Origin of the sequence: Cobetia sp. QF-1, assembly GCF_002213105.1 — a bacterium.
Lineage (GTDB): Bacteria > Pseudomonadota > Gammaproteobacteria > Pseudomonadales > Halomonadaceae > Cobetia > Cobetia crustatorum.
The window spans coordinates 123937-147816 of record NZ_NBVS01000002.1 but is presented as its reverse complement, the minus strand read 5'-3'; the positions used below and the strand labels follow the sequence as shown (position 1 = coordinate 147816).

Below are 23880 nucleotides of genomic sequence, written 5' to 3'. Positions count from 1 at the left end.
GGCCACTTGCTCACGCATTCCCCGTCATCTTGCGCCGTCTTTCTAGAGCAGACCGGCCTGGACATCATCCTGTATGCCCTGAAGGCCGACATCGTCGCTCATCGGTGCCTCCTCATCATTGGAGACCGGAATCGCGCCGCCGTCCTCGAGCATGCTCATCATCGCGAGTGCATTCGGTGAGCCAGCCGGAGCCACATCCGGATCACGAGTGATCTGGAAGGACGCCAGATCCTGTGAACCGCCATTGAAGGTGATACGCAACACCTGCACCCCCTCCTCCAGGTCCAGCGTCAGCGAGGGGCCATCGACATAGACTCCCCAGGCGCCGGAATTGGGCAGCGTGCCACTGGCCTCGTCATAGAACTCGCCATTCTTCTCCACCGAGGCCATGATGCTGCGCCCATTGTCAGGAGCGGAGGTGACGAATGACAGCGTGTGAGCGCCGGCCTGCTCGACATCGATGGTGTACTCAAGCCATTCACCATCCTCTACCCAGCCTATCGCTTCCCCCTCGCCGACGATATCCACCGGTGTATCGCGATAGTTCGAGCCGAACTGAGCGCTGGAGAGCTCGTTGTAGGCCTCCCCTTGCCCGCCTTCATCAAAGTTGACGGCATCGAGGCTGAGTCCCTCATCCGCCTGCACCTGCCAGGGGATGCCTCCCGCATTGAAGGCCTGCTGACCATCAAGGGAGAGCGAGAACCCCTGCAGGTCCATGGAACCGCCATTGAAGGTCAGTCGCAGCACCTGCTCTCCAGCCTCCAGGGTCACCTGGGCGGTCTCGGTACCCACGAAACTGGTCCAGCTACCGGTCGGTGAGACCCCTACCGGTGTGGCGCTGGCGTACGGGGCGTCGGCCTCCTTGGCAAAGGTTGCGGTAATGCTGCGCTGCCCTCCCCCCGTGACTCCCAGGGAAGCCAGGAAGGCCATATTGTAGGTACCGGCCTGTTCGACGTTCAAGGTGTACTCCACCCATTCGCCATCCTCGATCCAGCCGATGGCGCTGCCGCCGCTGGCCATGTCCACGCCCTCACCGCGAACATCGCCCCCCTCCTGCACCTCGCTGGAATCGTTGTAGGCGACATCCTGTCCGCCCTCATCGTAATTCACCGCCTCAAGGCTGAAGTCACTGCCTACCTGCCAGGGCTGACCATCGTCGGTGTACGCCTGCTGGCCATCGTCCACCGGCGCCACCAGCGTCAGATTCAGAGAGGCCAGATCCAGCTGTCCGCCGTTGAAGGTCAATCTGAGCACCTGCTCACCTTCCTCCAGCGTGAAGGTCAAGGGACCCACATCGGTGAAGTTGGTGAAACCGTCGGTGTCCGGTACCGCCACCGCCTGCCCCTCGGTATAGAAGCTGCCGTCCTGCTCGAAGGCGGCGGTGATCGACTTGCCGTCGGAAGTCGCCGAGGCGGAGAAGTTCAGTGCATAGGTGCCCGCCGTCTCGACATTCAGGGTGTACTCGAGCCACTCACCGTCGGCCACATAGCCGATGGCCAGACTGCCATTGGAGATATCCACCGCTTCGTCGGAACGGAAGCCATCGCCCTGGTGGGCCTGCGTGGTGTCGTTGTAGGCGACGCCCTGGCCACCGTTGTCGAACAGGCGCGCCTCCAGTGTCAGGCCATCGCTTCCCACCGCCCAGGCAGTCTCGCCGGCATTGAAGGCGCTCTGTCCCACCGGCTCGGGATTGTCGAGGAAGTTCGGCACACCGTCGTTGTCATCGTCGTCGTACAGATCCACTCGTCCATTGCCGTCAGCATCTTCCGCCCCTGCGGGATCGTAGGTAGTGACGTTCTCCACCAGGAAGATGTTGTCGTTGTAGTCGTAGTTCACCCCCGCGTAATCCTGGATCACGATATAGGTATCCGGGATTTCGTTGCCGGCGGCGTCCCTGGCCACATACACACGGATCAGGTGGCCATCATTCTCGTCCCAGTTGAGATTGTTGCCGGGAGTGCCGATGGCATCGACGGTGTCCTCATGGAGGTTGGCGTCGGGATCGGACCAGGAAATATAGCCCTGGCGGCCCGATATCTCAGCGAAGAAACCAAAGGGCGCATCCCGATCCAGGGTGGTGGTGGTCAGCAGATCTCCCTCATTGAGCGTGCGCGGCAGCAACGTCTGACCATCGGCCTCGTCGTGGGCCAGCACCTCGTCGATATCACGGCTGTCGACGTCGTGGATGAACAGTCGTGCCACGTCGCCCTGGGTATGGTAAGCCGCCAGCTGAGTGATCTTGATCGGCGAGCCTCCATCGGCGCGCTGGAAGTACGGAGACAGGATCTCATCGCCGTTGGCCTCCACCAGCCCTCCCTGGTTCATCTGCCCTTCGGCAACATTGGTCGAGTAGCCGAAGGCATCGATGATCTCCTGCACTCCCGGTTCCTGGCCGCTTTCTGAGCGATTCTGGGCCAGGCCGGCAAGCTCGATGACCTTCTCTCCCTCATCCGCATCACTTGAGGTGATGATCAGGCTGGACTCGTAGAGGCTGCCATCGTTGGGGTCGTCGGCGATGAAGCGCACGATCACATCGACTGACTCACCCGGCTCCAGCGTCACCGCAGTGAAGGCCTCCGTCAGCTCGAACAGCGTCGCATCACTGACCTCGACACGACTGATGTCGAGACTCTCGAAGCCATCGTTTCTCAGCGTGACGGTCACCTCGTCATGCACCTCCTGCGCGGCATTGGCCGGATTCTCGATGCGCGACATCACCAGGCGATCGTTGGAAGGCACGCCGTCATTGTTGATGACCGTCAGCTCACCACCAGACACCGGTGTCACGCCCTCGATGAGGAACATGTTGTCGTTGTAGTCATAGTTGATCCCGGTGTAATCCATGATCCCCAGGTAGGTGTCGGGGATCACGTTGCCCTCGGCATCGAGTGCCCGGAACATGCGCACGGTATAGCCGCGCTCGATACCCTCGGCATCGGCCGGCGGGGTGCCGCCTCCGGTCGGGTTGAGTGACGGGTCCGTGGACAGATTGGCCACTTCGATACCGAACACGCCACTTCCGGCCCACCCGGCCGGGATATCATCGAGACCGAAGGTCGCGGTGGCGAAGTTGCCGTTGCCCAATACCGGCAGGATCGACTGGTTATTGTCGCCCGCGTGATTGGAGAAGATCACGTCCTGCCCCTTGTCGCCGGGGTTGTGGATACCCAGCGTCGCCCCGCCACCGCCGTGATAGGCCGCCAGCTGGGTGATCCTGGCCTCGCCAGCCCCCTCGGCCAGAGACCAGTAACGCGATAGCACCTCGTCATCATTGACCGGGCGATACAGATCGAAGTCGTTGAGTACCGAATTCTCTCCGCCACCGACGGTCGACAAGCCTTCGATACGGTTACCGAAGCCGAACACCTCCCACACCTCGTTGACGTTGGGCTCCCAGCCACCCTCGTCACGCGCCTGCCAGAAGCCTGCCATGTGGATCTCGGCGATCGGAGAGTCGGCATCGTTGGTGGTGAGACGGATACGGCCCTCGAAGACCCCATCACCGGCATTGTTGGACGGTGCGGTATAGCTGTCCCGGTCGAACAGCACCGTGACCTCGAGGGATTGCCCCGCGGCCAGCGTCAGGCCATCAAACACCCCGGGATCCGCCAGCGTGAAGGGGCCGTCGATGTCGGCATCGAGCACTTCCAGCACATCGCTGCCGGTGTTGGAAATGGTGACCGTGGCACTTTCCTTGAAGTCACGATCGGGATTCGAGCCGCTGTTATCGTCCAGATAGCTGAAGTGCAGGCGATCGGAGTAATAGGCGGCATCACCGCTCTCTACCTCGATATCGGCGTCGTCGCTGCCGACCACCGGCGTCACATCGAGATAGTCGAGATCATCGGCACCATCGGCGGTGGACACCGCACGCAGGTTGTACTCCACCCCGGCCTCGAGCTCGACATAGGTGCCCTCTTCACCAGCGTCACCCACTCCCGGATAGGCCAGCAGTTTCACCGACTGCCCGTTGAGCGTCAGGGCCAGGCCCTGGCCATCATCGGCGCCCGCATTCGCGGCCAGATCCAGACGATAGAGTCCGCTGCTGTCCACGCTGAAGTAGAAGTCGGCGGTCAGCTCGTTGAGGGTGCGTGCGCTGTCACCGCTCTCGAGCTCGATGCGCGACCCGTTCGAGACATCGGCATATACCGGGATGAAGCTGTCGGACGGTGCATTCGGCACCTGCAGCAGATCGATGTTCGGCCCCACTGCTCCAGGCGCGGTCAGGGTGATGGTGTTGCTGCCCTGCTGCAGAGCGACCAGCGTGTTCTGGAAGAACCAGTCGCTCTCGTCAGCGTTGCTCTGGCCTTCGAAGTTCAACATCCCAAGGTCGACACCATTGATCGCAAGCCCCAGGGGACGGTCATCCTTGGTCGCGGCAAGCGCGTAGCGGAAGGCGATGTCATAGCTTCCCGTCTCGGCGACATCGAGTGTCCAGGTAATGGTCTGATCACCCGTTCCCGCGAAGTCGACGTACCCATCACCGGACGCGTTGCGATCATCATCGCTTGTCAGTACCACCACGGCGCCATCGAGCACTGCCCCCTCGGCCTCGTACTCATCGACGCCAGGCGTGGTATCCGGCGCTTCCTGCAGGATCTCCAGCTGGTCGATATTGGGGCCGGTGCCGGCGGTGGCCTGCAGGCGCACCGTGTTCTGACCACTGACCAGCGTCGCCGCCACGGCCTCGGTCAACCACTCGGCCCAGGCTGCATCCCCCGTCAGGCCGTCGAGCGGACTGAAGTCAAACACCCCGACACTGACATTGTTGACGAACACTTCCAGCGGGCGATCGGCATTGCCGCCGTTGGCATAGCGCAGATGCAACACCGAGTCGCCAGCCTGCTCGGCATCCAGCTCGAACGTGAAGGTGAGGAAGTCGGCATTGGTAGACCCGAAGTCCGCATAGCCACCTGGCGTGCCGTCGGTGTCGTCGGTATTGCCATCGAGCCCGAAGGCACCGGGGCGCAGGCCATTGGGCAGGTCCGGCTGGTTGGTCTCGGGGTTGTCGATGTCGCGAATCTGGATCTCGGCGTCCGTCCCCGTCGCGAGAGTCACGGCGGTGCCGTCGTCAGGCGTCCTGTCCTCGGCCTGAATGACCAGCAGCGAGACCAGCTCATCCGTCGGGTCGACAGGGTCCACGGGGTCGACCGGATCCACCACCCCGCCCGGTGCCGGGTCGAGGCGAATGATCTGGCTCTGGCCATTGCCGCGATTCAGGGTCAGCAGATAAAGCTGGCCGGTGACCGGATTCTCGATGATGTCCAGTGGGTCGACGTAACTGATGACGTTGCCCTCAGGATCACGCAGTACGTCATCGCCAATCACGTTGCCGTTGGCATCCAGCGTGATCGAGCGCACGTCGTCACCACCGGAGTACTCGGTGAACAGCACGTTGCCCTGCAGATTGCCGCCGAAGACATCACTGGTGTATTCCACTGCGCCGTTGGGCGAGCGATTCTCGCCGAGCGAATAGACACCCGAGATATCGTAGGTGCCCTCGGGGTTGGTGCCTGTCGGATACTTGTCGACCTGATTGGGGTCGGTGGCACTGGTCGGATTGCCGCCGTTCAGGATGTACTCGTCGCGCAGCGGGTTGGGATGCCCGTAATAGCCTCCCTCGACGATCTTGAACAGATAGTCATCCTGTTTCTCGACACTGGTGTAGCGCTCGTCCTCCGGCGTCGACGGGTCGTCCGGCACGTTGCCGCCTGCCGCCGAACCGTTGGTTGGCACGTACAGGAAGCCATTGGAATGCCACACCAGGTCGTAGGCGTTGCGCGCCCCGGTGGCAAAGATCGTCAGCACCGCGTCGCTGGCGTAGGGGTCGTAGTAGGACTCGAGCACGTTGCCGGACTCGTCCTGCACCGTGGCGACACCACGCTCATCGAACACCAGGAACTCGCCATTGCCCATCGGGATCGGGTCGTCCTTGGGATGGCCATCCGGGTCATCGAAGCGAGTATTCTGGCCGTTGTCGGGAAGCGGCTCGGTAGTGACATCGAAGCCGCCGGGAGGCGCATCACGGGTCGGGTCGATCTCCATCACCGCGGCATTCAACAGACGCTCCGGACGATTGCCCCAGGCGCTGTCCGGCTCGCCCATGGCAGAGTTGGAGCCCTGGATCAGATACAGCAGATGACTCGGGACATCGGGATTGGTCTCGGCGTCGTAATCCGGATTCGCGCGGAACTCCAGGCTATTGGTCACATGATCGCCATTGGAGCGTGGCAGGCCAGTGATGTAGGGCTCGGCGGTGCCCGAGAACTCGCTACCGCCCTCCAGGGTGATCTTGGTGATCCGACCACTGAAGTCAGGCACGCCGTTGTCACGGCCAGACAGCGGGATCGGATAGTTGTCGGTGATCCACAGCACGTCGGGATCGGTGGGGTCGATCACCAGCCCGATGATCCCGCGGCGATCATTGCTGGCATCGGCCCCGTCCTGATGGAAGTAATCGCTCGGCAGCGAAAGCTCCTGGCGGTTGCCGAGGGAGCCATCGACGGGGTCGATGTCGTAGCGCAGGATCTGCCCCCCAATGGTCGCGATGTACATCGTCGAGCCATCGGCGGTGATCTCCAGCGAGGTGAAACCGAAGGCGTTGTCAGAGGCACCGTCGAGTTCCACCACGTCATTGAAGGCCACATCGCGAGCGACGATCTCCGGGGCTTCGCCGGTGATGAAGGTGTTGGTGTACTTCTGGAACTCACGGGTCGGCGCGTCCAGGTCGTCGTTGGCGCCACGATCCTGGAAGCCGTCGATGATCAGCGTATAGCTGGTGAACTCCTTGAGCGTCTGGCTCGGCGAGATGGTCAGGGAATCGAAGCCACCGGTGGTGTTGGCGTTGAAGCTGACCTCCTCTCCGGTCAGCGTCTCGATCAGCCGGATCGAACCGTCAGCCAGGCTCTCGAGCAGTGCCCCGCCGCGACCGTCCACCACCGAGATGCCGACGAAGATGTCGGACGTCGGGTCGACCCCGCTCGGCAGGCCGCCGTCGTCGGGGTCCAGATCGACTTCCACCTCGTTGTCACCGACCCCAGCGATGGCGCGCGCATCAGTGAAGAAGGCGTAATCCTCGGCGGCGATGCGATCATCTTCCGGCGTCAGGTCCGGCAGTGCCTGGATCTCGAGGTACTGGATCTCGGTGTTCTCGTTGTCGAGCCCCAGGGAATCCAGTGTCAATCGCCCATCACTGACCTGCACGATGCGGGTGACCAGATCCGAGCGGAAGCCATCGGTATCATCTGACGGATTGCCGTCCGCCGGGAAATCATCGGGCCGGAACGGGGTGAAGGGATCATTGAACAGCTCGCCCTCGGCATTGAGCACGTTGCGACTGTCGTAGGGCCCGGAGGTATCCCCGATGGAGACGGTGACCTCGTAGTAGCCATCGTCCAGCTCGATCTCCCAGCCGGCGCGCACATAGGCGCTTCCCGGCTGGTCGAAGTGGGCGTAGGTCCCCTGGCGCGGATCGAGCCCGGCGATGTCATCGGTGCGGTCATTCACCGCCACGCTGGTCAGCGCGCTGATGTCCAGCGGCTCGGTGCCGGGCTCTCCGTCGTAGATCGACGCCTCGGTGATCCAGCCGTACTGATGGGTCTGGCCGTCTACGGTCACCGATTGGGTGCCGAAGGCCTTGCCGTTGTCGGCGATGTAGCCATCCGGCACCGCGGTGCCTTCGGGCTGGAAGTTGATCTTGACCGAGAAGCGCTCACCCGGCTCCACCGGACGCTCCGGCACCACGCCATCACGGCTCACCGTCAGGCTGTCGATGTTGGGGCCGGCGTTGCCCAGGTTGGCAAGGCGAATGGTGTTGTCGCCGGCTTCGAGCTCCACCTCGAGAGTCGTGGTGGTCCAGTTCTCCCAGCCGGCGGCGTCGGTCCCCGTGGAGGCAAAGGCCAGATTCCCCTGACTCAGCCCGTCCACCAGGATGTCCATGGGGCGATTCGCGCCGTTGGAACCGGCATTGGTATAGCGAACCTCCAGGGTGTAGGTACCGGCCTCATCGACCGCCACCTGGAACTCGGCGGCGTCACCGGCGTCGGCTCCCATGTCCAGATAACCGGTGCCGGTAAAGTCATCCCACAGCCCATCTGGCCCGGAGGCGACATTGGTTTCCGGATTGTCGGCATCGCGCACCTGGGTATCACCGTCGGTATCGATGATGGTCAGCGCCTCGCCCTCGATGGCGAAGTTGAATGCAGGCGTGCCGTCGCCCTCCGCGAAGCTGACCACCTCGCTGGCGCTGGCCTCGTTGCCGGTGGCATCGGTGACGAACAGCGAGACGGCGAGATCACCGCTCTGATCATCGAGCTGGCCGCTCAGATCCAGCGTGATGTTGCCATCGGCGTCCGGCGTCACTGCCTCACGGGTCGCGCCGCCGTCGAAGGACACGGCAACGCTGATCACGTCATCATCGATGCCGGAGACGTTGAAGACTGCCGCCGCCAGCTGACTGGCATCGAGAGTGTCGTCAGCCGCGACAATGGCGAGATCGCCGTCCTCATCGGCACTCACATCCTCCGGGATCGGGCCGCTGCCGGCGTCGGTCACTTCGATGCGATCGATGTTGGGGCCGGTGGTAGCGCCAGCGGGAATCGCCAGCACGATGGAGTTGCTGCCCGCCTCCAGGCTGACGGTGAAGGTCTCGAAGACCCAGTGGTCGAAGCCTTCTTCCCCGCCGCTGCCGTCCGGGTCCGTGCTGGCCATGGCCAGCATCAGCGGATCGCCGCCATTGATCACCAGATCCAGCGGACGATCGGTATTGGTGGCGTAACGCACACTGATGTCGTACTGACCGGCCTGGGCCACCTCGATCTGCCAGGCGACGTTATCGCCAGCCGTGTCGCCGAAGTCCAGATAGCCGGTACCGGAGAAGCCCGGCCGCAGACCGTTCTCCAGATTCGCATTGTCTTCGGGATTGTCGGCATCGCGCACTACGGTATCCGTCGCGTTGGCGCCGTCATCGAAGCTCGTCACCGTGCCGTCTTCGGCCTGCAGACGCAGGGGCGAGAACGGCGCTTCATCGACATCATTCACGGTGACCGAGAGCTGCGCGGTGGTGGAGAGGTCGCCGTCACTGACGCTGACCTCGACGTCATAGACGCCATCTTCGTCATCATCGACCGCCAGCTCGAAATCGCGGGCACTGGTGAAGCTCAGCACGCCGGTGGTGGCGTCAATGGTGAACAGCGGAGAGTCGGCCCCGCCAGTGATGGCGAATACCGGCGCGTTGAGGCCGAGAGTCCCCCCGTCTTCATCGACGAGCGGGATCGCGCCAATCTCGGTCAGGTTCTCATCCACTGCAAACGCGGTCTGGTCGATGGCGATGCTCTCATTGAGATCTGCCACGGTGATCAGGGTGTCCTGTGACACGCTGTCCTCGCCATCGGTCACCGTCACGGTCAGCTCGTAGATACCATCTTCATCGCTGTCGGCGGCCAGTTCCGCGTCCGGTGGATTGAGGAAGGCGATTCCTCCACTCGCCACGTCGTAGGTGAAGAGCGCGGCATCGGCACCGGACAGCGTCACCGTCAGGCTGTCGCCATCGGCATCCTCAAGCACCAGACTCGCCACGCCAGCACTGTTCTCGTCGACACTGATCGCGGCACCGAGTCCCGCAAGGGTCGGGGCAGTATTGACCGGCTCATCGATACGCTCGAATTCAAGCGAGTCGATACGCATCAGCTCGCCACCGGCACCACGCAGTTCGAGGCTTGCCAGATCACCGGCGGTGACCTCGAAGGGCGTCTCGAAGAGGATTTCCTTGCGGTTGCCGCTCTGGCCTGCATTTCCGCGCGCGCCACTGCCGACGAAGGTGCCGAAGTCGTCGTTCAATACCACGTCGGCGCTCAGGCTATCGGTTGTCGTGTTGCGCGCTTCAAGCACGGTGTCACCGATGGTCAGGGTCAAGGTGCCTTCACCGTCGGTTTCATCGAACACATAGAGGCGTGCGATGTACCAGCCCGGCTCCACACCGCCCGCCGAGAGATCAGTGCCGATCGTCGCCGGGGCATTGCTGGTCAGACGAATCAGCTGTTCGTTGGACGCCGACGCACTGCCGGTGACGATCAGGTTACCGGCGTCGAGATCCGTGAAATCTTCCGCCTCGATCGTGATGCTATCGCCAACCTGGGTGCCTTCGATGATGAAGCTCAGCGACTGGGTCGCTGACAGACCACTCGGGTCGGTGGCGCGCACGACAACATCGAAGGTGCCCCCTTCACTTGGCGTGCCTTGAATGACGCCATCGATCACCTCGAGTCCGGCAGGCAGATCCTCGGCCGTCAATGACAGGCTGTCGCCATCGGCATCGGAGAACAGCGAGGCGAAGTCCGCCAGCGGAATCTGGAGGAAGCTCTCGCCCACCTCTCCAAAGTAGGGCTCGAGAGCGGCAGGCTCCGCCACCGGGGCGTCATTGACGTTCTCGATGCTCAAGGCGAAGTCGGTATCGGTACTGGCGGTGCCATCATCGGCGGTCACCGTGATGGTGTAATCGCCCGGCACCAGACCAGCGAGGCTCCCGGACAGCACATTGTCGCTGACACTCAGCCCGTCCACGGTGACCGGCAGGCCATCGCCATCGGTGACTCGGAAGCTGAAGGCGAGGTCATCGCCATCGTCATCGACGAAGGGCAGGTCAACCTCGAGGTTCGCGCCTTCGTCGAGGCTCAGATCAGCGATACCCCCCCCCACCACGCGCGGTGCGCTGTTGGTGTCATCGACATCGGCTTCTGACAGGCTTACGCCACTGAAGCTCGCACTACCCTTGGCGCCCACATCATCGTCGTTGACGAAGACCAGCGAATCGAGGGTGATGCCCGCATGCGCCGAGAGATCGATGGTGAAGCGCAGGGTGCCATCGCCATTGTCGATGCCCTGACCACGCAGATCGACAAAGCCACCCTGCGTCTGGCTGCCGCCCAGCTGATAGACGCTGTTTCCGCCATTGAACGGATTGGAATCGGCATCGAAGCCGATGGCAACGATCTCGGGGACCGGCGAATCGGATATGGCCACATCCAGGGTCAGGATGCTGCCACTGGTGATCGTGTAGTCCTCCGGCAGGGCTGCCCGCTTCCAGACATTGTCGTTCAACGTCAGAGTGCCACCGTCGTCTTCCACCACCGCCCCCGTGCCAACGGAGGGATTGTCCTGGGTCGTGTTGTAGGCGCTGATCGTGGCGTCATCGAAGGTGACATCCAGCGTCACGCTGCCGACGACGGCCAGCGTGACCGCCTCCGCGACACTCGCCTCATTGCCGGCGGCATCGGTCACGATCAGGGTCACGATCACATCGCCCGGGGCCTGTGTGGAGAGATCGACCGTCAAGGTGTCGCCATCGCTGACAACGGACTGACGGGTCACGCCGCCGTCGAAGCTGATCTCGAGAGTCGAGCCGTCATCGATTCCCGCGACACCGAATACCACGCTGGCGCTGTCATCCGCCTCGATGGCATCTTGCGGGCCTTCGAGTGCCAGGTCGCCCCCCTCATCGGCGGTGGTATCCAGCGTCAGTGCCAGGCTCTGTTCGGCACGGTTGCCGAAGGCATCCATGGCGATCAGCGTGACCGACAGATCGCCATCAGCGAATCCCGACAGATCCAGCGTGAAGCTGCCATCCGGGTTCGGCACCACCTCCTGGACCGTGATTCCCTCATCGAAGGTCACGCCGACGAAGGTGATGTCGGCATCCAGTCCGCTGACGCTGAAGCCCGCTTCACCGACGGTCGCGCCATTGAGGAGGGGGTCTACGGCGGTAAAGATCAGCACAGAGGCATCGGCATCCGCCACGACATCCCCTACCAGGCCCGTGCCCGCCGTGGTGACCTCCAGGCGATCGACATTGGGCCCATTGCTGCGCCCATCAGGGATCGTCAGCGTGACGGTGTTGTCACCGACCTCCAGACTCGTCGTCAGGGTGTGGTAGCTCCAGACATCGAAGCCCTCAGGGTCGACGTTGCCGGCGTTGGGGTCAGTCCCGACAAAGGCGAGCTCGGAGGACTCGCCGTCATTGATCGAGAGAGCCAACGGACGCGCGCCATTGCTGGCATAGCGGAAGTTGAGGTCGTAGTCGCCCGCCTCGGCCACATTGACGGTGAAGGTGAGGCTGTCACCCGGCGCACTGCCGAAATCCACGTAACCGGTGCCGGAAAAGTCCGGGCGCAGTCCGACAAAGCCACCGGCCTCGGGATTCGCGGCGTCGCGCACCACGGTGGCGGCCCCGTTGTCGACGCCCAGCACGGCATCCTCTGCCTGCATCACGACTGGCGCAATCACCGGATCGACAGGCTCCACCGCAGCGGCCTCCAGAAGCGCCACCTCGATCTTGTCGATGTTCGGCCCGTTGGTCGCGCCGCCCAGACGCAGGGTATTGCTGCCCGCGGCCAGCGTGATCTCCAGCGTCTCGGTCGACCAGCCCTCCCACGCGGAAGGCCCGCCATTGCCTGGCTGGTTGTCCGCGGGCACATCATCGACATCATCGGGGTAGTAATTCGGCGCAGTCACCGCTGCGAACTGGAAGGTACCAATCTGGCCTGGCGTCCCCTCATCGATGAGAAAGAGGCCAATGGGACGCGCCGAGCTGCTGGCATAGGTCACGGTGACGCTGTACGTGCCGGCGGTAGCCACCTCGAGAGTGAAGTCACCGTAGGCCTCGGCATTGCCCGATGCCCAGTCGAGATAGCTGGCGCCTTCGGCGCCGACCCGGAAGGTTTCCCTGCCATTGGTGAAGCTGGCGATATTGTCGAGAGTCACCACACGATTGGTGCCAGCGTCGGCGACATCAGACGTCGAGCCGATATCGAGATCCTCACCCTGAATGACGAAGACGTCCGGGTCCGGCGCACGCACTTCCAGATAGTCGACGTTGGGGCCACTGGCCCCGTTGGAGGTGAAGGACACCGTGTTCTCGCCCGCCTGCAGCTGAACGCGAATGGTACGCTCGCCGAACTCACTGAAATCAGTGGCGTCGCCGGTCAGGGTCGTGCTCGGCAGATCAAACATTCGATCCTGAAGTTCGCCATTGACGTCCAGGCGCAATGGGCGGTTGCGATCAGACCCATCGCCATTCTGGCTAAGCGCATACCCCAGCGCGAGTTCATATTCACCGGCCTCGGTGACGCTGAAGGTGAAGGTCAGCGTCTCGCCGGTCGCGCCGCCGAAGTCCACGTAGGCAGTGCCTGATGCATTGGCGGTATTGGACGGATTATCCCCCCCTGTCACCACCTCGATACCGGCCCCACCGATGGAGGATGCATTGCCATCTCCGTCGTCATCGCTGAGGTCTTCGGCCTCGATACGAAGGGTAGTGAAGCTTTCCGGTGCGATGAGCGCCGCCGTGGCCAGAGGGGCAGGTTCGGCCAGCAAGGCAGGTCCTGTGCCCGCAGCAGGTTCATCACTACTGGTCAGTAGCGCCTGGGCGGCTTGCGGCGTGTCCTCCTGGTCACTCACCTCCTGGTCACTCACCTCCTCGGCGACGACATCCGGTGACTCGATCTCGAAGCCGAACTGCTCACCAGACCCAGGCAGCACCTCGCCTCTTTCGTCCAACGCTTCGATCATCATCTTGAGCTTGCCTGATAGGGGGGTAGGCAGATGATCAAAGACAAAGGGACGCTCAAAGCGCTCAAATACCGACAGTCGATCCTGCGCATCCTCGAATGTCATTCGCATTGACTTGATGGAATTTCCCCACACTGAGGGAAATGGCGTGACCATTATTTCGTGATCCTGGAACGTCTTTTCATCAAGACGATCACCACTCCTGATACGTGATGCCATGGACTCAAGACGACTCGATACGAATGACATGGAATACATTTTCCCTACCCCTCGAATAATTTTTAGTGGCGATTTCTACGCCATCTTGAGACCTCACGACACGACGCCCTCACCGGCAATGAATCCCCGGTGACTTTCCACTCTCCAACGCTTTCTCAAAGAGTTCTAACATGACCGGCCAAAGACTCTTAACCCCGTCAAAAACGAGTCTAGACACGGCCTATCGCAAGACAAGAGATTTTTCTATTCACCCTCAGAATTGCAATATGCAACTGATCTTCATATCAAAATAAAATCAATAAAAACAACATATTTACTGTTTTAAAATAGTAAAATATCACCCCTATAAACCCTCGGAACGACTTGGATGATGAGAAAAACAATACTGAATACCAGAGAAGATAATCTTGCAGAAAGCCAGAACTATCATGCTTTTTAAAAACGTAAATCATATGGATATTCAACATCAGACATGAGCAAAATAAACAGCAAAAACTAGAAAAATAAAGCCTTGGAATTTTTTTATTGATCATTGAAATATTCACTTGCTCGCCGATCAATCAGCAGCAATATTTCAACAGTAAACCAGAGAAACAAAACAGAATAATCTAATAAATAGATGGGCAATATTAACCACAGAGCAATGGCGTCTACTCCATAGCCAAGCAAGACAACGTGAAAAATCCGAGCTCAGGGCAGCCGTCAACGACGGTGACTTGGATAAAAAGAACAACAACGACGCTAGGGAACGACACCATGGCCATCTCCCGGGAAGGTAATGACCTGCAAAAGGTCCTGGACCACTGTCGGCACAGCTTTGTCTACGTCGGACTCTTCAGCTTGTTCATCAATCTGCTGATGCTGGTGCCGCCGCTCTACATGCTGCAGGTCTATGATCGAGTCATCACGACACGTAGCCAGGAAACACTGCTGATGCTGACTCTGGTGGTCGTGTTCCTCTTCATGGTGATGGGGGCTCTTGAACTGATTCGCTCAAGAATCCTGGTCCGAGTCGGGAATCGACTGGATGTACTGATCAGCCCGAGACTTTACAGTGCCATGTTCAAGCACTCCCTGATGACGCCGGGCAAGCCCTCCGCACAGCCGCTGAACGACCTCACCACCCTTCGCCAATTCCTTTCCGGCAACGGCCTGTTCGCTTTCTTTGACGCGCCCTGGGTGCCGATATACATCGGCGTGCTGGCACTGTTTCATCCATGGTTTGGTCTGTTCGCCCTGGGCGCGGGCCTTGTTCTGACCCTCATTGCGCTGATCAACGAGAAGACCACCAAGAAGCTGCTGAGCGATGCCAACGGCCAACATGTCCTGTCCCAGGATCTTGCCAACAGCAATCTGCGCAACGCCGAAGTGCTCCACGCCATGGGCATGCTGCCGGGCATCCAGAATCGGTGGGAGGCGCGCCACCGCGAGTATCTGGTGCTGCAGTCCAAGGCAAGCGACCGCGCAGGTCTCTTGACCAACACCTCCAAGGTACTGCGCTTGATGTTCCAGTCATTGATCCTCGGTCTTGGCGCCTATCTGGTGCTGACCGGCGACCTGACGCCCGGCATGATGATTGCCGGCTCGATCCTGATGGGGCGGGCGCTGGCGCCGATCGATCAGATGATCACCGGCTGGAAAGGCTTCAGCGGTGCACGCACCTCACGAGCCCGCCTCGAGGAGCTACTCGAGGCCGTGCCTGCCGATGCACCCACAATGCCACTACCGGCCCCCAAAGGCCGACTGACACTCGAGGCAGTCAACGCCGCGCCGCCAGGCGAGCGGCTATCGACACTCAAGGACATCACTCTGACACTTGCCAAGGGTGAGCACATCGCCGTGGTAGGCCCCAGCGCCGCCGGCAAATCCACCCTGGCACGGGTGATACTCGGCCTATGGCCAGTACAGCTGGGGTGCGTACGACTCGATGGCGTGGACGTCAGTCAGTGGAAGCGGACCGCGCTAGGGCCTCATCTTGGCTACCTGCCGCAGGATATCGAGCTGTTCGATGGCTCCATCGCCGATAATATCGCTCGCTTCCAAGAGGTCGAAGCGCAACTCGTGGTGCAAGCCGCCCAGAGCGCCGGTGTCCACGAAATGATCCTTCGCCTGCCGCAAGGCTATGACACCTGGCTGTCCCACGGTGGAGCCGCCCTTTCCGCGGGTCAGCGACAACGTATCGGCCTGGCACGGGCACTCTATGGAAAACCGGTGCTGGTAGTGCTCGATGAACCGGACGCCAACCTGGATGAAAGTGGTGAGCAGGCGTTGGCCCAGTGTCTGATGCAACTGCGCCAGGCAGGCACCACGGCCATCATCATCACCCATCGTCAACGTCTTCTGCAGCAGGTCGACCGCATCCTGGCCCTCAAGGATGGCCAGGTGGCTTCACTGTCCCCGCCGACGCGAGGACGACCCATTGCACGGGCCGTGGCAGGGAGAGGGCACTCGACTCCGTCCATGAACGCTCAGCGTGTCACCGAGCTGAAACCTAGTGCCAGAGGCCGCCATGAAGGCGGTGAGGAGAGCCCGAGATGACCACCTCCCAATCCACGAATGGCGGCTTTGACAGTGAGCTTCCGCTACGCGACCACAATTATCGACGCCTGGGCCTGGCCGTACTGCTCATCGCAGTCGGCGGATTCGGCAGCTGGTCAGTCATGGCGAACCTGGCAATTTCCGTGGTGGCACCGGGATCGGTATCGGTAGAGAGCTTCACGAAGACCATCCAACACCTCGAGGGAGGCATCGTGGAGTCGATTCGCGTGGAGGATGGCGATCATGTCGAGGCCGGCGACGTGCTCATCGTCTTCGATGACACCCAGGCACGCTCTCAGCAGAAGATCGTCGAGGCTGAATACCTGATTGCCAGAGCCAGTGAGATACGCCTGCTTGCCGAGTACAGCAACGCCGACACCCTGACCTTCCCGGAATCATTGAGACAGTCGACCAATCCTCGTGTGCTGGAGGTCCTTGAAGTACAGCAGCGGCTCTTTGAGGTACGTCGTCAATCGCTGAACGGTGCCATGGCAGCCCTGGATGAGCAGGTCGTGCAGATGAACGAGCAGATCGCAGGTCTCGAAAATACCCAAGCTATCACAAAGCGACGCATCAACTCTCTCAATGATGACGTTGCCAACCATCGCAAGCTGTTCCGAAATGGTCTGATCAATAACCAGCGATTGCGTGAAATGGAGCGTGAGAGTCTCGAATACCAGAGCGACAATGCCGGCCAATTTGCCGAGGTCGCACGGCTGCGTTCCCAGATCAGCGAAAACGAGCTGCAGAAACAGATTCGCCTGCAGGAATTTCAGCAACAGATCGGCGAGTCTCTACGTCAGGTTCAGGCAGAAGTCACCGATGCGGAAGAACGACTGGTCGCGCTCAATGACAACCTCAGGCGTACAGAGGTCATCGCACCGGTGGCCGGCACCGTGGTCGGCCTGAAGGTCCATACGCTGGGCGCGGTGATTCGTAGTGGCGACCCCCTGCTCGATATCGTGCCCGCCGGCGACGGCTTCATCGTCGAGGCCAGGGTCCCGGACCATGATATTGACCACCTCTACCTCGGTCAGCCCGCAGAGATTCGCTTCAGCGCATTCAATCAGCGGTTATCCAACATCATCGATGGTGAGGTCACTCACGTGAGTGCCAACAGCTTCGAGGATGAAGCGACTCGTGCCCGTTATTACAAGGCGCGGATTCGTGTCACCAGGACCGGCCAGAGCAACATGACCGAGAGCATGCGATTGCTTTCCGGCATGCCTGCCGAAGTGATGATCCGTACCGGTGAGCGCAGCTTCGCCAGTTATGTCGGCAAGCCTGTCGTGGATATGCTGGCGCGAGCAATGAGGGAGGAATGACAGGAGACTGAGGCGCCAGTAGACGAAGGGAATCACGAGAGGGACAGGCAATTCGACCATACCCCCCCCCTCAGAAACGCGAAAAGCCCGCATCCTAGGATGCGGGCTTTTCTTAATCTGGTGGAGGAGGAGGGATTCGAACCCTCGAAGCCTTGCGACTTACACACTTTCCAGGCGTGCTCCTTCGACCACTCGGACACTCCTCCAGATCAGTATTCTCACGAGTGACTCGGCTGCGCCGTGTTTCCCTTGAGAACGCGGCGTATATTATCGAGCCGCTGGATGCATTGCAATACTTTTCCAAAATCTTTCATATAGATAGCGTCAATCTCTCTCATTCACCGCTACCTCCATTCATGCTGATGGTGCCAGCACCACGTAGTCACCTTGCGCCTCGAAGCACAGTGTCGGCAACGCTGATTCTTCAGCCTGACACCACAGCTGCTGGACCAACGTCAGGCGCGCACGCCGTCCTGCCACAAGCCGTTCACTGACTCCGACAAGCGCCTGCTCATCAAGCGGAGCACAGCTCAGTCGATACTCTCCACTAACGGGCGCCAGAAATTGCTGACTGGCACGTGAGACGACGATATCGCGCTGGATACCGCGTGCGCGTAGCCACAGCGTCAGCCAACTCCAACCACACAGTGTCGCTTCAAGGCTCATAGCACCGCCAAACGCCGTGCCCTTGTCATTGAGGTTAGGCGCCAGCATTAGCTGCCAGTCGAGCCGCCCTTCAGATTGCTGTGGCTGCGACCAGCACATGCTCTTGAGCCCGAGCTGACCAGCGAGTGGAATCGCACACGTCAGCCAGTCGCGAAACTGCTCCAGGTCTTCGGTAACGGGTGCCATCACACGCCCCAGCTGACCGTCGGAGCCGCAAGGCAGCGCCAGCGGTGGAAAAGCCTCTCCGCCTTGACGACTCATGCTACTGCCAGCGCTCGACAAAATCGGCACTGACACGTGAGGCCAGTGGCTTCAAGCGCCCACCCGGCGTGCCGAGATACAGGAAGCCAACCAACTCGTCGTGTTCTTCCATGCCAAGCCCAGCATGCACGGTGGCATCAAAAGCATAACCACCAGTGCGCCACATACCGCCCAATCCTTGCGCCTGTGCGGCATACAGCATGGCATGTGCCGCGCAACCAGCACTGACAACCTGTTCAACTCTTGGCACCTTGGGATGCTCCGGCGTCACCTTGGCGATCACTGCCACCACCATCGGTGCACGCAATGGCTTCTTGGCTGCCGATGCCTGAGCAGCCTCATCGCCAGCGGGAGACTTTGTACGCTCGGCCTTGGCAAAAAGCTCGCCCAGGCGCTCCAGGCCCGCTCCCGTGAACTCAATAAAGCGCCACGGTGTCAGCTCGGCGTGGTCCGGGGCGCGCAGCGCAGCCTGATACAAGGCTTCCATCTGTTCGGCATCCGGAGCCGGCGCCATCAGCTTGCCCATTGAATTGCGTTCATGCAGTAACGTCAGCGCGTCCATTGGCTCTCCCCTCGCACAGATCAGATAAGAATGATTCTCATATTATCACGCAGTGCATTACTGACGCGACAAGCGCAACGGCAGGCTGGCACGCGCTTCGCCTTCGAGATCAGCAGTGGCACGCCACGGGCTGATGTCCAATCCGCCGCGCCGCACATAGCGCGCCATCACCAGTAGCGATTCAGGCTTCACGCGCGCCATCAGATCCACGAATAGATGCTCGACGCAGTGCTCATGAAAATCCTGATGCTGGCGATAGCTGATCAGGTAGGCCAGCAGACGCTCGCGGTCGATACGCGGACCACGATAGCGAATCCAGACACTGCCCCAGTCCGGCTGACCGGTGACCGGGCAGTTGGACTTGAGCAGATGGCTGTGCAGGTCTTCGCTGACGATATCGTCTTCATCTGCCGCGAGTAGTTCAGGCGACGGCGTGTAGTGCTCGACGGTGACCGGCAAGTCATCGAGGCACTCCCCCGGCAGACGCCCCACATTAAGCTCGGCATCATTCAGTTCCAGCAGATGCACCTCGACCGGCGCGCCCGCCGCGGCGGCAAGATCCCGCTCCAACGTCGCCTGCACGGCCGCCTGATCGGCGAAGCGGCTCTGATTGAGGCTGTTGAGATAGAGCTTCCAGGATTTGGACTCGATCAGATTCGGAGAGGCCGCCGGCAGGCGGAAACGGGCCACACGCACCCACGGCTTGCCGGATTCATCCAGCCAGGAGACCTCAAAGGCGTGCCATTCATCCTCACCGACGAACGGCAGTGCCGTGTCACTGATACCGATCGGGCCACGATTGGCCGCGCGCGCAATCGGAAACAGTAGACTGGCATCGTATTGCTCAGGATAGGCAGACTCGCGACCGAGCGGTGCATCCTTGAGAGTCTCGGGACGTACCTCGTCAGGTACATTGACGGCAGTGGGATGAGCCATGACAGCACTCCAGGAGTAAAAGACGGAAATAGGATGAGCACGCGTGAAAACGCGTGGCGCAGACAGCGAAACGCCGGCAATGAGCCGGCGTTTCGTGCACTGGCGCGATGGCGCGCATATTACCATCTTCTGCGACTTTTCATCTTCAGCTACGAATGCCCTTGCCGCGCTCCAGCAGCCACAGCGCAAAGCTGAACATGCCGATGATAAAGGCCGCGATGGCAGCCAGTGCCGGCCCTACACTGATATCAGACACCCCCAGAATACCGTAGCGGAAGGTATTGACCATATAGAGGATCGGGTTCGCCAACGATACGTTCTGCCAGAACTCCGGCAGCATGTTGATGGAATAGAACACCCCACCCAGATAGGTCAGCGGCGTGAGGATAAAGGTCGGCACGATGGAAATATCATCGAACTTGCGCGCAAACAGTGCGTTGATGAAACCGCCGATCGAGAACAGCAGTGCCGTCAGCACCACGACAGCAATAGTCAGCAATGGGTGATGAATATCGAGATCAGTGAACAGGAAAGCTACCGCCGTCACGATGACACCTACGCCCAAACCACGCGCTGCACCACCAATGATATAGCCAAGCAGAATGATCCACGATGGCAACGGTGACACCATCAGCTCCTCGATGCTGCGTTGGAACTTGTTGGAGAAGAATGACGAGGCCACGTTGGAGTAAGAGTTGGTGATCACCGACATCATGATCAAGCCCGGTACGATGTAGTCCATGTACTTGATGCCATCCATGGTGCCAATCCGCGAGCCAATCAGATTACCGAAGATCACGAAGTACAACGTCATGGTGATGGACGGCGGCAACAGGGTTTGCGGCCAGATACGCGTGAAGCGACGGATTTCCTTGACGATGATGGTGGTTAGCGCCACCCACAACTGACGGGGATTCACTGCGCGATCTCCTTGGCGACGTTAGAGGCAATACCGCTTTCAGCGTTGGAGCGTTCGACCAGATTGACGAACAGCTCCTCAAGTCGATTGGCACGGTTACGCATCGAGACAACCGTGATGCCTGCAGCACTGAGGGCAGCAAAGGCGTCATTGATCGATTGTCCTTTGCGCACGGATAGCGACAGCTGATTCGACTCGCTGAGCGACACCTCAAAGCCTTCAATGGCCGGCACCACCGAGAGCGGCTCACGCGTATCGAGCAGGAAAGTTTCAATATCCAGCTGCTTGAGTAGCTTGCGCATACTGGTGTTATGCACAATTTCACCATGATTGATGATGGCGATATTGCGACACAGGCTCTCGGCCTCTTCCAGATAATGCGTGGTGAGAATGATGGTGGTGCCTTCCTCACGATTGATACGGCGCATGAAGTCCCACATCGAGCGACGCAGTTCAATATCGACGCCTGCGGTCGGCTCGTCGAGGATCAGCAGGCGCGGCTTGTGAATCAGCGCGCGAGCGATCATCAGACGACGCTTCATGCCACCCGAGAGCGTGCGAGAAGCCGTATCGCGCTTGTCCCACAACCCGAGATCCTTGAGCAGGCGCTCGGCACGCGGCCGCGCTTCCTTCATGGGCATGCCGTAATAACCCGCCTGGGTCATCACGATGTCCTGGACCTTCTCGAATTGATTGAAGTTGAACTCCTGCGGCACCACGCCGAGGTGATACTTGGCCTTCGAGAAGTCCTTGTCGATATCAATCCCGAAGACCTCGACCTTGCCCGCCGTTTTTTGCACCAGCGAACACACCACACCGAGTGTCGTGGACTTTCCGGCTCCGTTAGGGCCGAGCAACGCGAAGAAATCGCCCTCGGGCACATCAAGATCTATTCCCTTGAGCGCCTCGAAACCGTTGTCGTAAACCTTGGTCAGACCACGGATGGACAAGGCAGGTCGTGACATCAGACACCTATTTTATCAATGTGCACTGTCATGAAAAGACAGTCAGAAGAAGCATGCCTGCCAGCCACGAAGGCGACAGAAAAGGCACGCAGAATGAGAGGTGCATGGTAACGCATCCAACACACCGGTATCAGACCTGTTGCTGGCATGGCATTGGTGCAAAGAGAGAAACAGAGCGACATGACAGTCGATGACGCAGAAGTCGTGGAGCAAGACACATCAGAAGTCGTCAGAAAAAGCCGAGTACTGCGGGGATATCAGGGGAAATACAGACACAAAAAAATCGCCGATGACGAGAACACGATAAACACTGTGTCTGTCAGGCGATGGCATGCTGCTATATCAATCTTCACTTCACATACGACTGGAGCGGGAAACGAGATTCGAACTCGCGACCCCAACCTTGGCAAGGTTGTGCTCTACCACTGAGCTATTCCCGCCTGTCGAAAAACTGTGCTGCAAAACAGAATGGCGTCCCATAGGGGGTTCGAACCCCTGTTACCGCCGTGAAAGGGCGGTGTCCTAGACCACTAGACGAATGGGACGTACTGGAGCGGGAAACGAGATTCGAACTCGCGACCCCAACCTTGGCAAGGTTGTGCTCTACCACTGAGCTATTCCCGCACCGGGTGTCATGAACCTGCGCTCATAACATCTGTCTTACTGCTGGCATGCCACGCCTACATGTTCTACATGGCGTCCCATAGGGGGTTCGAACCCCTGTTACCGCCGTGAAAGGGCGGTGTCCTAGACCACTAGACGAATGGGACGTACTGGAGCGGGAAACGAGATTCGAACTCGCGACCCCAACCTTGGCAAGGTTGTGCTCTACCACTGAGCTATTCCCGCAACACAAGCAGATCATGCAACCACACAAGACCGAAAATGGCGTCCCATAGGGGGTTCGAACCCCTGTTACCGCCGTGAAAGGGCGGTGTCCTGGACCACTAGACGAATGGGACGTACTGGAGCGGGAAACGAGATTCGAACTCGCGACCCCAACCTTGGCAAGGTTGTGCTCTACCACTGAGCTATTCCCGCACTCCGGTCTCTACGTTGCAAAAAAGTGGCGTCCCATAGGGGGTTCGAACCCCTGTTACCGCCGTGAAAGGGCGGTGTCCTAGACCACTAGACGAATGGGACGTAACGTTCTTGCCTCGTTGAGGTGGCGCGTATATTACAAAGCGCCCTCCCTTTCGTCAACCCCCTGCTTCGACAGGATTTTTCCCATATTGGATACATGGCTTGTGGTCACGTCCTTGCGCCCGCATTCTTAAGACATATGTTGTCACCCATGACGACATCCACCTATTTCGGTCCCATCCTCCTAAACACGGAAGTCCGGTACATGATGGTCAGACCCGAAATATATCTTTCGAGAAGGATTCCCCATGAACGAGCACGACTCCCAGAATCAACCGTCTAGCGCTGATCAGGCACAAGACAAACTGACTCGTAGTGAAGATGAATGGCGCGCCCGCCTGACGCCTGAACAGTATCGCGTCGCCCGCGAAGCCGGTACCGAGCGTCCCTTCACGGGCGATCATGAAGTCAGCCCGACCGCTGGCACCTATCACTGCATCGGCTGTGACGCGACGCTCTTCGACAACGACACCAAATTCGATGCTGGCTGCGGTTGGCCGAGCTTTGATCGCCCCTATCAGGACGCTGCCATCGAAGAACACTTCGACACCAGCATGGGCATGCGTCGCGTCGAGGTGCGCTGCCGTCGTTGTGAATCCCATCTAGGCCACGTATTCCCGGACGGTCCGACCGAGACCGGCCAGCGTTATTGCATCAACTCCATCTCGCTACGCTTCAAGCCCGTTCGCGATTGAAGTACTGATACCAAGCCATGGCACCGCGGATCATGGACATGCGTCGCCCAACCCATGAGATGGCGGCCTCTGGTAGAATGCGTCGCCA

General features: G+C 60.1%; 9 protein-coding genes and 9 tRNA genes. 3 read left to right on the top strand and 15 right to left on the bottom strand.

What is annotated here, in order from left to right:
• Positions 1-42: 42 nt before the first annotated feature.
• Complete coding sequence (locus CFN46_RS03955) at positions 43-13812, bottom strand: carbohydrate-binding protein (protein WP_254918397.1); 13770 nt, start codon at positions 13810-13812, stop codon at positions 43-45.
• Positions 13813-14538: 726 nt separating this feature from the next.
• Between CFN46_RS03955 and CFN46_RS03950 the strand changes: the two genes are divergently transcribed.
• Positions 14539-16320 carry a type I secretion system permease/ATPase gene (locus CFN46_RS03950; protein ID WP_088742767.1) on the top strand — a complete coding sequence of 594 codons (1782 nt, stop codon included), beginning with the start codon at positions 14539-14541 and terminating at the stop codon, positions 16318-16320.
• Entirely contained in the window at positions 16317-17645 is a 1329-nt protein-coding gene (locus tag CFN46_RS03945) for an HlyD family type I secretion periplasmic adaptor subunit (RefSeq protein WP_024953422.1), read from the top strand. Before CFN46_RS03950 ends, CFN46_RS03945 begins: the two co-directional genes overlap by 4 nt.
• Positions 17646-17763: 118 nt before the next feature.
• Here the strand turns inward: CFN46_RS03945 and CFN46_RS03940 are convergent.
• The 14 genes from CFN46_RS03940 to CFN46_RS03875 all read right to left on the bottom strand — a co-directional run bounded on the left by CFN46_RS03940 (position 17764) and on the right by CFN46_RS03875 (position 23097).
• Positions 17764-17851, bottom strand: a tRNA-Ser gene (locus CFN46_RS03940).
• A 148-nt stretch (positions 17852-17999) separates the two neighbouring features.
• On the bottom strand, positions 18000-18572 hold the full coding sequence (locus CFN46_RS03935) for a YiiD C-terminal domain-containing protein (protein ID WP_024953423.1): 573 nt from the start codon (positions 18570-18572) through the stop codon (positions 18000-18002).
• A 1-nt stretch (position 18573) separates the two neighbouring features.
• A complete protein-coding gene (locus CFN46_RS03930; protein ID WP_088742766.1) occupies positions 18574-19134 on the bottom strand; it encodes a nitroreductase family protein in 561 nt (186 codons plus the stop codon).
• A 57-nt stretch (positions 19135-19191) separates the two neighbouring features.
• Entirely contained in the window at positions 19192-20070 is an 879-nt protein-coding gene (gene queF, locus CFN46_RS03925; protein ID WP_088742765.1) for an NADPH-dependent 7-cyano-7-deazaguanine reductase QueF, read from the bottom strand.
• Between the two features lie 145 nt (positions 20071-20215).
• Entirely contained in the window at positions 20216-20989 is a 774-nt protein-coding gene (locus CFN46_RS03920; protein WP_088742764.1) for an ABC transporter permease, read from the bottom strand.
• Positions 20986-21954, bottom strand: a complete 969-nt coding sequence (locus tag CFN46_RS03915; protein ID WP_024953427.1) for an ABC transporter ATP-binding protein — start codon at positions 21952-21954, stop codon at positions 20986-20988. The genes CFN46_RS03920 and CFN46_RS03915 overlap by 4 nt, the downstream gene beginning before the upstream one ends.
• Before the next feature lie 365 nt (positions 21955-22319).
• Positions 22320-22394 (bottom strand) — tRNA-Gly (locus CFN46_RS03910).
• Positions 22395-22423: 29 nt separating this feature from the next.
• A tRNA-Glu gene (locus tag CFN46_RS03905) sits at positions 22424-22499 on the bottom strand.
• A gap of 4 nt (positions 22500-22503) precedes the next feature.
• Positions 22504-22578, bottom strand: a tRNA-Gly gene (locus CFN46_RS03900).
• Between the two features lie 70 nt (positions 22579-22648).
• Positions 22649-22724 (bottom strand) — tRNA-Glu (locus CFN46_RS03895).
• Positions 22725-22728: 4 nt separating this feature from the next.
• Positions 22729-22803 (bottom strand) — tRNA-Gly (locus CFN46_RS03890).
• Positions 22804-22840: 37 nt separating this feature from the next.
• Positions 22841-22916 (bottom strand) — tRNA-Glu (locus CFN46_RS03885).
• Between the two features lie 4 nt (positions 22917-22920).
• Positions 22921-22995 (bottom strand) — tRNA-Gly (locus CFN46_RS03880).
• Between the two features lie 26 nt (positions 22996-23021).
• Positions 23022-23097 (bottom strand) — tRNA-Glu (locus tag CFN46_RS03875).
• A gap of 248 nt (positions 23098-23345) precedes the next feature.
• Here CFN46_RS03875 and msrB point away from each other — a divergent pair.
• Entirely contained in the window at positions 23346-23792 is a 447-nt protein-coding gene (gene msrB / locus CFN46_RS03870; protein WP_024953143.1) for a peptide-methionine (R)-S-oxide reductase MsrB, read from the top strand.
• The last annotated feature ends 88 nt before the right edge of the window (positions 23793-23880 follow it).

Bases quoted from the DNA above. Each gene is read 5' to 3' on its own strand.
- CFN46_RS03930 (WP_088742766.1), bottom strand. From the start codon at position 19,134: ATGGACGCGCTGACGTTACTGCATGAACGCAATTCAATGGGCAAGCTG.
- queF (WP_088742765.1), bottom strand. From the start codon at position 20,070: ATGGCTCATCCCACTGCCGTCAATGTACCTGACGAGGTACGTCCCGAG.
- CFN46_RS03950 (WP_088742767.1), top strand. From the start codon at position 14,539: ATGGCCATCTCCCGGGAAGGTAATGACCTGCAAAAGGTCCTGGACCAC.
- CFN46_RS03955 (WP_254918397.1), bottom strand. From the start codon at position 13,812: ATGTCATTCGTATCGAGTCGTCTTGAGTCCATGGCATCACGTATCAGG.
- msrB (WP_024953143.1), top strand. From the start codon at position 23,346: ATGAACGAGCACGACTCCCAGAATCAACCGTCTAGCGCTGATCAGGCA.
- CFN46_RS03915 (WP_024953427.1), bottom strand. From the start codon at position 21,954: ATGTCACGACCTGCCTTGTCCATCCGTGGTCTGACCAAGGTTTACGAC.
- CFN46_RS03935 (WP_024953423.1), bottom strand. From the start codon at position 18,572: ATGAGTCGTCAAGGCGGAGAGGCTTTTCCACCGCTGGCGCTGCCTTGC.
- CFN46_RS03945 (WP_024953422.1), top strand. From the start codon at position 16,317: ATGACCACCTCCCAATCCACGAATGGCGGCTTTGACAGTGAGCTTCCG.